The organism is Pseudomonas taiwanensis (assembly GCF_013393345.1).
Taxonomy (GTDB): Bacteria; Pseudomonadota; Gammaproteobacteria; order Pseudomonadales; family Pseudomonadaceae; genus Metapseudomonas; species Metapseudomonas resinovorans_C.
Genome location: NZ_QJRF01000028.1, coordinates 20,740 through 34,614 on the forward strand (window position 1 = coordinate 20,740; position 13,875 = coordinate 34,614).

General features: G+C 61.2%; 14 protein-coding genes. 7 read left to right on the forward strand and 7 right to left on the reverse strand.

Annotated features, from left to right (window positions below; all coding sequences use genetic code 11):
• Positions 1–95 precede the first annotated feature (95 nt).
• Positions 96–629: an REP-associated tyrosine transposase gene (locus tag DM872_RS00220; RefSeq protein ID WP_179057571.1), complete on the forward strand. Its 534-nt coding sequence runs from the start codon at positions 96–98 to the stop codon at positions 627–629.
• A 361-nt stretch (positions 630–990) separates the two neighbouring features.
• Positions 991–1,500, forward strand: coding sequence for a BRO-N domain-containing protein (locus tag DM872_RS00225; RefSeq protein ID WP_256873257.1), 510 nt, complete (start codon positions 991–993; stop codon positions 1,498–1,500).
• A 111-nt stretch (positions 1,501–1,611) separates the two neighbouring features.
• Here DM872_RS00225 and DM872_RS00230 read toward each other — a convergent pair whose 3' ends face one another.
• The 6 genes from DM872_RS00230 to DM872_RS00255 form a co-directional block, all read right to left on the reverse strand.
• A complete protein-coding gene (locus DM872_RS00230) occupies positions 1,612–2,016 on the reverse strand; it encodes a hypothetical protein (RefSeq protein ID WP_179057573.1) in 405 nt (134 codons plus the stop codon).
• A 438-nt stretch (positions 2,017–2,454) separates the two neighbouring features.
• Entirely contained in the window at positions 2,455–4,020 is a 1,566-nt protein-coding gene (locus DM872_RS00235) for a methyl-accepting chemotaxis protein (RefSeq protein ID WP_179057574.1), read from the reverse strand.
• Positions 4,021–4,288: 268 nt separating this feature from the next.
• Positions 4,289–4,954, reverse strand: a complete 666-nt coding sequence (gene tenA / locus DM872_RS00240; protein WP_179057575.1) for a thiaminase II — start codon at positions 4,952–4,954, stop codon at positions 4,289–4,291.
• A 347-nt stretch (positions 4,955–5,301) separates the two neighbouring features.
• Positions 5,302–6,180 carry an alpha/beta hydrolase family protein gene (locus tag DM872_RS00245; protein ID WP_179057576.1) on the reverse strand — a complete coding sequence of 293 codons (879 nt, stop codon included), beginning with the start codon at positions 6,178–6,180 and terminating at the stop codon, positions 5,302–5,304.
• 268 nt (positions 6,181–6,448) lie between these two features.
• Positions 6,449–7,204, reverse strand: coding sequence for a TIGR01458 family HAD-type hydrolase (locus DM872_RS00250; RefSeq protein WP_179057577.1), 756 nt, complete (start codon positions 7,202–7,204; stop codon positions 6,449–6,451).
• Positions 7,205–7,207: 3 nt separating this feature from the next.
• Positions 7,208–7,867, reverse strand: a complete 660-nt coding sequence (locus tag DM872_RS00255; protein WP_179057578.1) for a dioxygenase family protein — start codon at positions 7,865–7,867, stop codon at positions 7,208–7,210.
• A 197-nt stretch (positions 7,868–8,064) separates the two neighbouring features.
• Between DM872_RS00255 and DM872_RS00260 the strand changes: the two genes are divergently transcribed.
• Complete coding sequence (locus DM872_RS00260) at positions 8,065–9,831, forward strand: SulP family inorganic anion transporter (RefSeq protein ID WP_179057579.1); 1,767 nt, start codon at positions 8,065–8,067, stop codon at positions 9,829–9,831.
• Positions 9,832–9,933: 102 nt separating this feature from the next.
• On the forward strand, positions 9,934–10,164 hold the full coding sequence (locus DM872_RS00265; protein WP_077526438.1) for a hypothetical protein: 231 nt from the start codon (positions 9,934–9,936) through the stop codon (positions 10,162–10,164).
• On the opposite strand, the gene DM872_RS00270 is transcribed toward DM872_RS00265, so the two are convergent.
• Positions 10,159–10,890, reverse strand: coding sequence for a hypothetical protein (locus DM872_RS00270; protein WP_179057580.1), 732 nt, complete (start codon positions 10,888–10,890; stop codon positions 10,159–10,161). The genes DM872_RS00265 and DM872_RS00270 overlap by 6 nt on opposite strands.
• A 367-nt stretch (positions 10,891–11,257) precedes the next feature.
• Here DM872_RS00270 and DM872_RS00275 point away from each other — a divergent pair, with 367 nt between their 5' ends.
• From DM872_RS00275 to DM872_RS00285, 3 genes are all read left to right on the forward strand, one after another.
• On the forward strand, positions 11,258–11,767 hold the full coding sequence (locus tag DM872_RS00275; RefSeq protein ID WP_179057581.1) for a YkgB family protein: 510 nt from the start codon (positions 11,258–11,260) through the stop codon (positions 11,765–11,767).
• A gap of 134 nt (positions 11,768–11,901) precedes the next feature.
• The gene (locus DM872_RS00280) at positions 11,902–12,786 is read left to right on the forward strand and encodes a LysR family transcriptional regulator (RefSeq protein WP_179057582.1); all 885 of its coding nucleotides are present in this window, start codon (positions 11,902–11,904) and stop codon (positions 12,784–12,786) included.
• 186 nt (positions 12,787–12,972) lie between these two features.
• Complete coding sequence (locus DM872_RS00285; protein ID WP_179057583.1) at positions 12,973–13,809, forward strand: bifunctional allantoicase/(S)-ureidoglycine aminohydrolase; 837 nt, start codon at positions 12,973–12,975, stop codon at positions 13,807–13,809.
• The last annotated feature ends 66 nt before the right edge of the window (positions 13,810–13,875 follow it).

Sequence of the window (13,875 nt, forward strand, 5' to 3'; positions counted from 1 at the left end):
TAGTTGCTTCCCATGCCCAGGCTTGTGTAGGGTGGATGACGCTCTTTTCATCCACCACCCTTCAAGGCACAAGACCCAAAGACTCAGGAGGAGTCATGTCCAACTACCGCCGTGCACGGATGCCGGGCGGCACGTACTTCTTTACCGTCAACCTGCGCGACCGCCGCGACAATCTACTGGTACGTGAAATAGACCTGCTGCGCACCGTGGTCCGCTCGGTCAAACAACGTCACCCGTTCCATATCGATGCCTGGGTTGTGCTGCCCGAACATATGCACTGCCTCTGGACGCTGCCTCCCGGAGACATGGCATTTGCGAATCGTTGGAAGGCAATCAAATTCGCTTTCTCGAAACGCTTGTCGAATGCCGAATCACGCACCTCTCCCCAACACGCCCGTGGTGAACGGGGAATCTGGCAGCGCCGCTATTGGGAACACCTGATTCGTGACGATTTCGATTACCAGCGGCACTTCGATTACATCCACTTCAATCCGGTCAAACATGGTCATGTGCAATGCGTGCGGGATTGGCCGTATTCGAGTTTTCACCGAGCGGTGAGGGATGGGATTTATCCGGCGGATTGGGCGGGGAATGCATTGGAGAACGAGGCAGGGAATTGGGGCGAGTGAGTAGGGGATTGACTCTGCTTGGTGGATGAATAGAGCGTCATCCACCCTACGTGACTTCATGCCTCCCAATCAGCCAAATCCCACGCTGCAACTGCATTGCCGCTTCCCTGCTCCGCCCATAGCCTCTGTCCCCGGCGCCTAAGAAACGCTTACTCACCTAGCGGCCAGACCGCTCCCGAAAGCTCAGCGGCTTTTTTGTGCCTGCGGCATACTCGCGCCCGCACAAAACCTCTGTTCTGCCGGGAGTGGGCTAATACAAAACCCGAAAGGGAAATACGTCCGGCCCTCTAGGTGGGGTTTCTTAACTCCCGGCGCCACAGCCTTAAGAAAGCTGATTGAGACCTAGCAGAGGTAAATGGATATGCCCGAGTTCCCCCAGTTTCACCCCGCCCCTCCCCCGCACGTCGAAGTCCTCCTGCCCGCCACCTTCATCCGCCACAAGCGCCAGTTGCGTGCGGTGCTGCTGGATGAAGAGCCCTGGTTTTCCGCCAGCGATCTGGCCCGGCTGATCAACCACGCGCCGTTGCCCGAACGGGTGTCGCGTAACCTGGATGAAGACCAGCTGCAACGCGTCTGGATGCGCAACAGCCATGGCGATTTCGAGCAGGAATTGCTGATCAGCGAGTCCGGCGTCTACGCCGTGTTGATCCTCTACTACCACCCGGAAAATCGCTGCATCCGGCAATGGCTGACTCGCGAGGTGATTCCTCGCCTGCGGGAAGAGGAACTCTTCGACGGCAGAGGCCCTTACCGGGAAGTGATCCAGTGGCAGGAGCGGGATATCGAAGTGCTGCACTGGCAGGGCAAGGCATGGCTGTATCTGGGCGATTGCCCGGACCTGCTCCAGCGCCCGCCGATTGTGATCGGCTGATGTGAAGCGGTGCTCAGCAAGCGGAGCGATGCCCACCGCGACAAGATTGATGGGTTTCGCTCCGCTCTACCCATCCTACGAATCTGTAGAGCAACCTGCAGGCCACAAGGATCAGAGTGTGATAGTGGCAGCCGGATAGAACAAGACATTGAGCACGAAGAGGATCATCCAAAAGCCTATCTCCAATGTTTCGGTGATCGGCTGGATGCGTTTTATTGCGCCATATACATGCACGACAAACATCAGCGTGAACACCAGAAAAAGAATATCGAAGGCATAGCTGTAACTGGTGCCCGTGGTAACAGAGCGCAACATGGTTATTTCAACGATGAGGATAAAGGCGCCAAGGCATCGGCCGAAATAGATAGCCAGGTGCTGATGCTCCGGAATGGTCCAGCGCATGGCTCTTGCCCAGGCTAGCGGGGCAACGAATATCGGCAGGAAAAAAAACAGCGTGGTCACGATCATCAGGGTGGTGATGTATTCCTTGCTGTATTGCGCGTAGTAACCAAGCATCACAGAACTCCTTGTTCCGCAGCCACAGGAGGGCATTGCTGGATAGTTATTGTTATTTCCGATGGGTTTGCGGCGGCAAGAATTGTAATGGCAGGTCACTTGCGTCAAGCGCACGAAGTAAAACCGCTACCAAAGAACGCAATAGGAGCAATAAGGATTACTACACAAGTTCAACTTGCTGGCGACAGTCGAACGCTGAATGACCGGCAAGGCCGGTTTAGGAGATTGCCCTGCCTGGGGGATGAATAAGCGTCATCCCCCAGGCAGGGCGAGACTGCACCTGGGCGATTGCCCGAGCCTGCTCCAGCGTCCACTGATTCACCTGTAGGTTGGTCCGAGCTAAGCGAGGCCCAACGGTGATGGCAAATCGTTGGGTTTCGTGCCTCTACCCAACCTACGTCAGCGCACGTGCCAGCGGCCCATGCGCAGTCCGTACCGTCAGGTATTGAAGCGCGCAACCAGCGCGTGCAGGGAATGCGCGGTAGTTGCCAACTCGCTGCCCAACTGGGAGGAGCGCGAGGTGATGACAGCATTGTGCTCGGCAGCCTGGGAGATGGTGCCGATCTGCCGCGAGATATCCTCGGCCACCTGGCTCTGCTCCCCGGCTGCGCTGGCCATCTGCTCGGCCATCAGGTGAATGCGCTCGACCGCAGTGGTGATGCCATCCAGGGCGGCTTCCGTCTCGATTACCCGCTCTACCCCGCTACGCGCCTCACTGCTGCCCTGCCGTGCGACCGTCACGGCCTTACCGGCCACATTCTGCAAGTTAACGATAATGCGCTGGATGGCCTCGGTGGACTCCTGGGTCTTGGACGCCAGGGCGCGCACTTCATCGGCGACCACGGCGAAGCCACGTCCCTGCTCGCCGGCACGTGCGGCTTCGATGGCCGCATTCAAGGCCAGCAGGTTGGTCTGTTCGGCGATGGCGCGAATCATGTCCGCCGCCTGCTGGATCGACTCGGCTTCGGTGGCCAGCCCAGTTACCGATGTGCTGATCTGGTCCACGGTTTGTGCCAGTTTCTCTACCACTATTCGGCTCTGCTGCGCTTGTCGCGAGCCCTCCAGCGAAAGCTGGCTGACCTGTTGGGCTTCCTGGGCGGTCTGCTGCACATGGCTGGAGACCTGGGAGATCGAGGTGGCCATCTCGTGCATGGCAGTGGCCGCCATTTCCGCTTCGACCCGCTGCGCTTGCAGCGCCTGTTCGGCCTGTTGCACCAACTGGCCATTCTGCGAGGCCTGGCTGGCGGTCAAGTCAGCAAAATCGCCCAGCCGGCAAAGCGCGGAACGAATCCGCGCCCCCTCGCTGATCAACGCCAGCTGCAGGCTGGCCACAGCACCGGTGTCATCGGTATAGGTGCGCGCCACCAAGTCACTGGCGAATGCCTTGGGCGCGGCCTGCGCCACCCGCGACAAGGCACGCTTCACGAAACCCAGGGTGGCCAGGGTTTGCGCGAAGGTAAGCAACAACACGCTGGCGATGCCGAACCCCGCATGCCCGTTGGCGTATAGGGTCACGCCCAGCAGCGCGCCGAGCACGGGCAGCAGCAGGAAGCGCGCAGCCACGCCCAGTCGCTCCCCCACGGAATTTGCCGCCCGCCCACCATTCAGTCGTGCATAGAGCAACTCCGCGCGGCGCACCTGACTGGCATCGGGTCGGGTTCTAACCGACTCGTAGCCCACCACCTGCCCCGCCTCGAGAATCGGCGTGACATAGGCGTTGACCCAATAGAAATCGCCATTGCTGCAGCGGTTCTTGACGATGCCCATCCAGCTTTTGCCAGCCTTGAGGTAGTCCCACATTTGCCTGAATACCTGTTCGGGCATGTCCGGGTGGCGTATCAGGTTGTGTGGGCTGCCGATCAGTTGCTCGCGGCTGAAGCCGCTGACAGCGCAGAACTCGTCATTGCAGTAGGTGATGATGCCACGGCAGTCGGTGGCCGAAGTCAGATGCTGGTGATCGGGAACGCTGCGCTCCCGTTGGGTGATCGGCATGTTCTGGCGCATCTGTATTCCTGATTCGAGCAACGCTGCGGATTATGGGAACCAGGGAATCCCGGCCTCGACAGGCGCCAAGGGATACTGGTGTGCAGAGGCAAGGTGGCTGCGTGATGCAGCCCCGGCCTGGTGCTCGATCCTAGGAACGACGGTTCGTCCCGACTTCGCTTTGGCTGTCAGGCACTTTTCATTTCGCGACAGGGGTTTGAGGGGAGGTTCGTCGGAGCGATTGAAACTGCTTGGATGGCAGCCGCACCAGCGGCTGCCATTTCTCTGATCAGGCTTGCGCGCTTGCCAAGCCCATCTGCCAGAAGTCCGCTTCCAGGCGCGACGCCTTCGCGAATACGTCTACCAGTTCCTCGAAACGACGCTCCGTCATGCTGCGCGCCGCCAGGTCATCGAGGTGTTTGCGTGCCGCTGCGGCTACGCCCTGATACGCCTCGCCTGCGTACTCGCCAATCCACTCGCGATAGGGATGATCACCCAGCGCTGCAACGCCGTCGGGCGTGAGGTTGCGGCCGATCTCGGCATAGCCGATCACGCAGGGTGCCAGGGCCACGTGAAGTTCCAGCAGGTCTCCTGCAGCGCCGCAATCCAGCACGAAGCGGGTATAGGCCACGGTCGCCTGGTGCTCCGGTGCCGACTCGATGTCTTCCTGCGAAAGCCCCCACCGCGCGCACAACCGCACATGCAGGTCGGTCTCATCGAGGATCGCCGCCAGCCCCGCCTGCGCCGCCCGAATATCCGCCGGAGTGCGGCTCTTGTAGGCAGCCAGCGCCCAGGCCCGGGCGAACTGGATCAGGAACAGATAGTCCTGAACCAGATACGTCTGAAACGCAGCTTGCGGCAGCGCCCCGGCGGCCATCTGGCGCACGAATGCATGATCGACATAGCTGTTCCAGTCGGCAGGTGCGGCGGCCTTCAAACGGTCGAAGATATCCATTGCTCAACTCTCGATTACATAAACGGCGTAAAGCTACTCGAGTTCGAGCGCCACGTTTACGTAATTGTGTGACAGCCCGCGACGGTTTCATGTTGGGTTTCGCTTCGCTCTAGCGGAACGCCGCCCACGCAAGCCTGATCACGCTCCACGTAGGATGGGTTGAGGTACGAAACCCATCGCGTCGAAGGTGAAAAGATTCGCGAATCTCTACCCAGCCCAGCCCAGGTAGCGATGTGGATTTCTCAATGAAATACTCCATCCAGCCTACGTTTCGACCATAGGCTGGGTGGAGCAAAGTGCTCAATCTGGCTAGCAGTGCCCAGACAGCGATTCATGGCCACGAGCGATCAGTGCCGGATACCACCAAGCCATTCAGGTGCGGAGGTGAGGCTCTTGTGGATCAGTGGCCAGAGGGTCTCCGCAGCAGCGCGGGAAAACATCTTGAAGTGCCCAATCTCACTCATACCCGTGTCTTCAGGGGAGATGCTTTGCAACGATGAGTGGGAAGCGTGGCTGTAGTAGTCAACGACCTCGACGACGGTACTCAAGGGCGCCATCTGATCGTCGTTGAATGCCAGCGCGGCCAAGGTACCCTTGAACTTCCTGTACCCCTCGCGATTCAGACTTGGATCATCCTGAACATACCCAGGCGCCCGCACCCATTGCCGCCACCGGTGAATTACCCTGCGTGGAATGTTCTCACCGGCTCCAATTTTCTTGGCAGGAAAGTAGCCACGCAATGGAACGAGCAACGGGATCAGGACATACACATACATTCCTAGCAGTGCCCTGATACGGAGCCCAAAGTTACCCATGTAACCGCTTTGCGCCGACACCAGCACAATGCGATCTACGACACCGATGGCAGGACATGCTCCCAGGGTCGCGCCACCGAAACTGTGCCCAATGCAACAAAGAGATAGATCGGGATACTTCAGACGCAACCGGTACAGGATGGTGCTCAGATCCTGGCTGAACCAGGTTTCCACATCTATTCGATCCATCTCCGCCTCGGGTACCGCGTTGAGACCCAGACCACGATGGTCGAACGTCACGACGCAAGAACCTCGCTCAGCAAGCCAGCGTGCGAACGATTGATAGAAAACGGCGTTAATCCCAAGACCACCACAAATGACGACCACATTCCTCACGGGCTCATCAGCAGGGAGAAACTGGCGGACGAAAAAGTTGCCATTGCCATAGAGGTCAATTTTCTCGACTTTCATCAGGCAGGCTCCTCTTTGTGGGCGAACATTCGAGAAGACCGCACAGATTTTGTGCCTTGCAGCACGGGCCGAAATCGTTTCAGAGGTTTCTCTCGACGATTCATCGCTCTGGCTCCATTCCAAGAGCGAATGAATATGAGCACCCGAAATAGGCCGAACAAGAACCAGAAATCTCACCTTACTTCATGAATTTTCTGACCTATTATCCAGAAAGAATGAATAGGAATTCCAACCGGTAGCTCCGTGATAGCAAGACCCAACCTGCCCCTCAGCAATACCGCGCCACCGCCTCCGCCAGGTCGGCGGCCACCCAGGCTTCCGGAGCTTGGGACTCATCCCCTTGCCGATACTTGCCAGTTCGCACCAGACAAGCGTGCAGGCCGGCAGCCTGGGCGCCGATGATGTCAGCCACCACATCGTCACCAATCATCAACGCCTGATCGGCACGCACGCCCATATCGTCCAGCGCGCTGGCGAAGAAGTCCGCAGATGGCTTGCCCAGCACCAGCGCCGTGGTACCTGCGGCGTATTCCAGGGCCCGCACGAAAGGCCCGGCATCCAGATGCAAGGCGCCGTGGGCACGGAAGTAGCGGTTGTCGCCCATGCAGATCAGTGGCACCCCGCCAATCAGCAACTGGAAGGCGCGGTTCAGGTGTTCATAGTCGAAGCGCATTTCTGCATCGCCCACGACCACGGCATCCGGGTCTGCCTGATCGAGCCATTGGGCGAATTCCTCTTCCAGCCCCGGATGGATCAGACAGAACGGACGCAGCCCGTGGTCCTGCAGGTAACGACGCACGGCCCTGGGCGCAGTGAAGAGTTGCTCCGGCTGCACCTCGAAGCCCATGGCCTTGAGTTGCCTTTGGATGCTGGTCAGGCCCTGGCGCGAGGTATTGGTGATCAGCCGCAGGGGATAGCCTCTGTCCTGCAACTGGCGCACGGCCTGCACGGCGCCGGGAATGGGCTGGTCGCCATCGCACAGCACACCGCTGATATCGAGCAATACCGCCTGCAAGTGGGGCATGACTCAGCCGAAGCCACGGGCCAGAACGATATCGAACAGGCCCCGGCGCAACTCGCCGTCCTGCTCCAGCTCGATGGTGTTGGTGAAGCGATCATGGGCCCACGGATCGCCAGCGATGAAGGGGTCGCCCTTGAAGTAGAGCTGTAGCGTGACCGGCACATGGAGCGCTTCCATGATCCGGAAGTGGATATGGGCGGGGCGCATGATCCCGCCGTACTTTTCCAGTCCCGGCAGATTCGGCGGAACGGGGTAGCGGCCAGGCATGACGGTCTCAATGCGGTACTTGCCCTGAGCGTCGGTGTAGAGCATGCCGCGCAGCTTGAAGTTGCCCTTGTCGGTGTAGTTGCCGGGTGTTTCGGTGTCGTACAGGCCGGCACCATTGGCCTGCCAGACCTCCACCAGCGCGTTCGCGACAGGCGTGCGGCAATCGGAGCTGAACACGGTGCCCGTCACCACCAGACGCTCACCCGGTTCCTCGGGCCCGGCCAGCCGCGACTGGAATGGCGCACCGAAGCGGTAGTACGGGCCGAGAATATCGCCTTGGGTCACCGAGCAGGCTTGCTGCGCGAAGGCGGACCTTGCCAGCAACCCGCCACCCAGCAGCACCACGCCGCCGCCGAGGAAATGCCGCCGTGAGATGCCTGCCATTGGATGCTTGTTCACGCCCGCCTCCTCCCGGTGGCCCGGTTGTAGTGACGACGGCACGCCAGACTGCCCGCCGTGGATACGACGAGGCGTGTGCCTGATGAGTCTAGGCACTCCCCATCGCATCGTCAGGTGCGACTGATCCCGCGGGTCTACCTTTGCATGCGTGACATATCGCTTTTCGTCAGCAGGCCAACACGAGGCAGGAACGGTTCATGAACCAGCCCCCATCCAGCAACACCGCCGAGCCGGAGCCGCCGCCGGGCACCTCAGCGCCTGAACCCGAGGGATGGCGTCGCTGGGTGCCGGGATTGCAGCTCCTGCACGACTACCAACTCGGCTGGCTACCGAAGGACTTGCTGGCCGGCCTGGTCCTCACGGCCATGCTGATTCCCGTCGGCATTGCCTATGCCGAGGCCTCGGGCGTTCCCGGTATCTACGGTCTGTATGCCACCATCGTTCCCCTGCTCGCCTATGCGCTGTTCGGCCCCAGCCGCTACATGGTGCTCGGGCCGGACTCGGCACTGGTCGCCATCATTCTTGCGGTCGTGCTGCCGCTCTCCGGAGGCGACCCGCAGCGCGCCATCGTCCTGGCCAGTGCCATGGCGCTGGTGTCAGGCGTGGTCTGCATCGGTGCGGGCCTGTTGCGACTCGGGTTCGTGACGGAATTGCTGTCCAAACCGATTCGCTACGGCTACATGAACGGCATCGCACTGACGGTGCTGATAAGCCAGACACCGAAGCTGTTCGGTATCTCCATTGAAAGTGCCGGTCCGCTGCGTGATGTGGTGAGCCTGTTCCAGGCGGTGTTCGACGGCAAGGCCAATTGGTACGCCTTTGCGGTGGGCGCCGGCAGCCTGGTCGTCATCCTGTTGCTCAAGCGTTTCGAGCGCGTACCCGGCATTCTCATTGCGGTCGTGGCGGCCACCCTGATAGTGGGCGCATTCGGCCTGGAAGCCAGCCACCAAGTGAAGGTGGTCGGTGAGGTTCCCCAGGGATTACCGAGCTTCGCCCTGCCTCTCATCGAGATGAAAGACCTGACCGCCGTGCTGATCGGCGGCTTCACCGTGGCGCTGGTGGCCTTCGCCGATACCAGCGTGCTTTCTCGTACCTACGCGGCAAAAACCAAGACCCGCGTGAACCCGAACCAGGAAATGATCGGCCTGGGCGTGGCGAACCTGGCGACCGGACTGTTCCAGGGTATTCCCATCAGCAGTAGCTCCTCACGCACGCCCGTGGCCGAGTCCGCAGGTGCCAAATCCCAGCTGACCGGGGTATTCGGCGCCCTGGGCGTGGCCCTGCTGTTGCTGCTCGGCCCCAACTTGTTGCAGCACCTGCCGGAAAGCGCGCTCGCGGCCGTGGTCATTGCTTCCGCCATCGGACTGTTCGAATTCAAGGATCTACGCCGTATCCACCGCATCCAGCGTTGGGAGTTCTGGCTGTCCATCGTTTGCCTGATAGGCGTGGTCGTGCTCGGTGCGGTCCCCGGCATCGGCCTGGCCGTGCTGATTGCGGTGATCGAATTTCTCTGGGACGGCTGGCGCCCTCATCACGCCACCCTTGGACGCGTGGACGGCATCCGTGGCTACCACGACATCTCGCGCTATCCAGACGCGCGTCAGGTGCCGGGGTTGTTGCTGTTCCGCTGGGATGCGCCGCTGTTCTTTGCCAACGCTGAGCAGTTCCAGCGCTGCATAGAAGAAGCTATCGCCCAGTCCCCGACCCCGGTTCGCCGCGTGGTGGTGGCTGCCGAACCGGTCACCAGCGTCGACGTCACCTCGGCGGACATGCTGGTGGAGTTGGAGCGGAGGCTAAGCAAAGGGGGGATCGAGCTGCGCTTTGCCGAGATGAAGGACCCGGTCAAGGACAAGATGCACCGCCTGGGCGTACTGGATGAGATCGGGACCGAGGTGTTCCACCCGACCATAGGGTCGGCAGTCGATGCGTATCTCGTCGAGCACAATGTCGACTGGACCGAATAGGCGACGAATAGGCGCCCCAATCGCCCGTTCATTCCATCCCCCACGTGTGGGGGCGATCCCCGATCTACCCTCTGGTAGTTGGCGTCCCACCGGAGTGAAGCGATGAATACGAACGACAAACCGAACCTCGACAAGCTCAGCATGAAGCCCATCGATCCCTCGGAACCGTCCGCCCGGGGCAAGGCGAAGTTCCAGATCGAAACACGTCAAGGCGGTGATCGGCGAAAGATGGGGGATCGCCGCGAGACCATCCGCTTCGAAGAGGATCGTCGGCAAGTCAACAGACGCGGCAAGAGCAGCGACCCCTGGGACCAAAGCATCGATTTTTCATGAGTAGCGCAACTCGCTGATATCGATGGCGACCAGCAGCTGCGCTTCAATGGCGTGGTTTTTCGCATCGCGGCGGTACGCCCGTCGCTTGCCCGGCGTGCGCAGCCCCTGGGCCTCGATGTAATCGTGGACGTACTGGGCGGCGGGCAATCCGCCACTCACGTCGACGCTGTAGTCATGGCGACGCAGTAGAAAGTCCTCGCCGAAATAGAACTCCTGTTGCGGGCAATGCGTCGCGACGTCCTCCGGAAACTGAACCCGCAAACGCCGCCATGGCTGACCGCCCTCATCCCACGGCGCGACCTCTTCAACTTTCACGCCCGGCAGCGTGAAGAGGAACGGCATGGTCAGGTATGACCACAGCGCGTAGCCGTTGAAGTAGGCGCGGTGAAGCGGGTCCCAGGGTGTCGTTTCCCCGTGGCCCTGGAAAGACGTCCGCGGGTCGAGCCGTTCTGCCCGCAACTGCCCATCGGTGGTTTCGATCGCGATCCGGCCGGGCGTGTACGCCGTGCGCTGATTCGGCGCGCCAAACGGCATCACCGAAGCCCTCTGCTCATGCAACCAGACGGTCATGCGGCGCGGTTCGCTGTCCTGGGTCAGGCCCTTCATGCCCCAGAGCGATCCGCCCGTCACGATGCTGGCATCCACCCGGGTGAACGCGTTCCAACGCTCTCGCCCACCATGCGCCAGCAGTACCCGCTCCAGCAGTTCGCTACCGTGCCCGCTCATGGCAATGCTCCTCTCAAGGCAGGACCGATCTGCCGGTCCCATTACTGGAAAGCGAAGCCCAGGGCTGGGCACTGCGCCAGCGGCGCTGGCCGGCAGGGGATTCCCGTTCGCTTTGGACGATCTGCACCATACCTCATACGTTCTGTGCCCAAACGCTTGGCTTACCCGGCAACACTATCTCCACACCCCACGCAGTCTGCGGGGGATCAGGAGAGATGACTCATCGGAAACTGATGGCCCCAGGCGTGAGGGGCACGGAACGACCCCTCGGTCGCTCCCACGCAGGTTGCACGTTGAACCTTCGTCCCAAGGGCACTCAACCAGATTGCCGGGACACCCCTTAGCCAAGTTACGGGAAGCCAGAATCATGAAAACGCTCGATATCACCAGCCAAGCCAACCCCACCCAAACGAACAGACTGTCGCTCGGTGCCTACACCACCGCTGTCGGAACCTACGGCGCCTACTTCGCCCTCGCTGTCATTTACTTCTGGTTCGGCGGCATGAAATTCACCCAGTACGAAGCAGAAGGGTTGGTCCCGCTCGTGAGCAACAGTCCGCTGCTGGGTTGGCTCTATGACCTGTTCAGCGTGCGAACCTTCTCCACCCTGCTCGGGTTCCTGGAGGTGTCCATCGGCCTTCTGATTGCGGGACGCTTGCTGTCGCCGAAGTTTTCGCTGGTGGGAGGTGCCCTTTCCGCCGGGCTGTTCTTCACCACGCTGAGCTTCATGTTCTCGACCCCCGGTGTGATCGAGCCCAGTGTCGGATTCCCCGGCATCAGCGTTGCGCCTGGCCAGTTCCTCCTCAAGGACCTGGGATTGCTCGCCGCGTCCATCTTCGTCGCCGGCCACTCGCTGAGCAGGATCGAATCCCGCTGAGCTTGCCGGAACCCAGGCCTGGGGCACTGCGGTGCCCCAGGCCTGGTCGTTCCGGGCACTCAATGCGGTCTGGATTGCCGGGACGAGGGTGAGCTGCTAAAAGCTGAAAGATCATTCACAAACCAGATACCGCCATGAGTGAAAGTGAGAAATCGAATAGCCGCCTGTTCGACCTCGACCTGCTGAGAGCCATCGTCACGGTGGCCGACTGCGGCAGCTTCACCACCGCCGCCACCCGCCTGCATTCAACCCAATCCACCATCAGCCAGAAGATTCGCCGCCTGGAAGAAATGGCCGGGCATCGCCTGCTGGAGCGCGGCAACCGCGATGTGCTGCCCACCGATGCTGGCGACACCTTGCTGGGTTACGCACGACGCCTGCTGGCCCTCAATGACGAAATGGCCGAGGCGCTCTCCGGTGCCACCGTGGCGCTGACCGTACGCATCGGCGTGCCGGACGACTTCGCCACCGGGCGCACCACCGAGCAACTGGCCGCCTTCAACCGGCGCTACCCGCAGGTGAAGCTGGAGGTCACCAGCGGTCTCAGCCGCGACCTCAGTGCCAGCTACGACCGTGGCGAACTGGATCTGGTGCTGCTCAAGCAGCGCCAGAACAGCCGCGAGGCAGTGGCCTGCTGGCCGGAGAAGACGCGCTGGGTGGACAGCGCCAACAACCCCTGCATCGACCTCGACCCGCTACCGATCGTCACTTTCCCGCCGCGCGGGGTGTACCGCGACGAGATGATCAGCGCCCTGGAGTCCGTGGGCCGGCGCTGGCATATCAGCTTCACCAGTTCGAGCCTGTCCGGCATCCAGTCGGCCATCGCCGATGGCATGGGCATCGGCCTGCTGCCCCTGCGCGCGGTTACGGCGGGCCACGCGGTCGTACCGAAGAACACCGGACTGCCCGCTGTGGATATGTTCGAAGTGGCCCTGCTCCATCGCCCTGCGGCGGACCCGATGGTGCAGGAGCTTGCGCGCGTGCTGACACGGGTCCTGGCCCAAGACACTCGGAGCTGAGCTGCGCCAGTGACCACATTCGAAAAATGAATACGGTGGATTCCAACATTTAATTTGTGCATGAAATCGCCGCTGGATATCGTGGCTTTCAGCGACGGCAGCGCCCCCTTGGCGCTCCGATCTGCACGGTTTGTAGCCTCGGCGCCACGCGCGACAGGCAGCAAGACAACAATGAGGAAATACCCCATGGCCAAATCCACCTATTACGCGCCGCACGGCGGGCACCCGGCACAGACCGAGCTGCTCACCGACCGCGCCATGTTCACCGAAGCCTATGCCGTTATCCCCAAGGGCGTGATGCGTGACATCGTCACCAGCCACCTGCCCTTCTGGGACAACATGCGCATGTGGGTCATCGCCCGCCCGCTGTCCGGCTTCGCCGAAACCTTCTCCCAGTACATTGTCGAACTCGCCCCCAACGGCGGCAGCGACAAGCCTGAGCAGGACGTCAACGCTGAAGCGGTGCTGTTCATCGTGGAAGGCGAGCTGACCCTGACCCTGCAAGGCCAGGTCCACACCATGCTGCCGGGCGGCTACGCCTTCATCCCGCCGGGTGCCGACTACAAGGTGCGCAACACCTCCGGTCAGCACACCCGCTTCCACTGGATTCGCAAGCACTACCAGAAAGTCGACGGCGTACCACTGCCGGAAGCCTTCGTCACCAACGAGCAGGACATCGAGCCGAAGGTGATGCCGGATACCGAAGGCCGCTGGAGCACCACCCGCTTCGTCGACATGGCCGACATGCGTCATGACATGCACGTCAACATCGTCAACTTCGAGCCGGGCGGCGTGATTCCCTTCGCTGAAACCCACGTGATGGAACACGGCCTGTACGTGCTGGAAGGCAAGGCGGTGTATCGCCTGAACCAGGACTGGGTCGAAGTGGAAGCCGGTGACTTCATGTGGCTGCGCGCCTTCTGCCCGCAAGCCTGCTACTCCGGTGGCCCTGGCCGCTTCCGCTACCTGCTGTACAAGGATGTGAACCGCCAGATGCGACTGACCCTGAACCAGCCGCACTGATGATTCACCTCGACGGGAGCCTTAGGGCTCCCGTTGTCGTTTCTGACTTCCATGCGGACTTTGTGT

Bases quoted from the DNA above. Each gene is read 5' to 3' on its own strand.
- DM872_RS00275 (WP_179057581.1), top strand. From the start codon at position 11,258: ATGAAAACGCTCGATATCACCAGCCAAGCCAACCCCACCCAAACGAAC.
- DM872_RS00280 (WP_179057582.1), top strand. From the start codon at position 11,902: ATGAGTGAAAGTGAGAAATCGAATAGCCGCCTGTTCGACCTCGACCTG.
- DM872_RS00265 (WP_077526438.1), top strand. From the start codon at position 9,934: ATGAATACGAACGACAAACCGAACCTCGACAAGCTCAGCATGAAGCCC.
- DM872_RS00220 (WP_179057571.1), top strand. From the start codon at position 96: ATGTCCAACTACCGCCGTGCACGGATGCCGGGCGGCACGTACTTCTTT.
- DM872_RS00270 (WP_179057580.1), bottom strand. From the start codon at position 10,890: ATGAGCGGGCACGGTAGCGAACTGCTGGAGCGGGTACTGCTGGCGCAT.
- tenA (WP_179057575.1), bottom strand. From the start codon at position 4,954: ATGGATATCTTCGACCGTTTGAAGGCCGCCGCACCTGCCGACTGGAAC.
- DM872_RS00225 (WP_256873257.1), top strand. From the start codon at position 991: ATGCCCGAGTTCCCCCAGTTTCACCCCGCCCCTCCCCCGCACGTCGAA.
- DM872_RS00250 (WP_179057577.1), bottom strand. From the start codon at position 7,204: ATGCCCCACTTGCAGGCGGTATTGCTCGATATCAGCGGTGTGCTGTGC.
- DM872_RS00260 (WP_179057579.1), top strand. From the start codon at position 8,065: ATGAACCAGCCCCCATCCAGCAACACCGCCGAGCCGGAGCCGCCGCCG.
- DM872_RS00235 (WP_179057574.1), bottom strand. From the start codon at position 4,020: ATGCGCCAGAACATGCCGATCACCCAACGGGAGCGCAGCGTTCCCGAT.
- DM872_RS00285 (WP_179057583.1), top strand. From the start codon at position 12,973: ATGGCCAAATCCACCTATTACGCGCCGCACGGCGGGCACCCGGCACAG.
- DM872_RS00230 (WP_179057573.1), bottom strand. From the start codon at position 2,016: ATGCTTGGTTACTACGCGCAATACAGCAAGGAATACATCACCACCCTG.
- DM872_RS00245 (WP_179057576.1), bottom strand. From the start codon at position 6,180: ATGAAAGTCGAGAAAATTGACCTCTATGGCAATGGCAACTTTTTCGTC.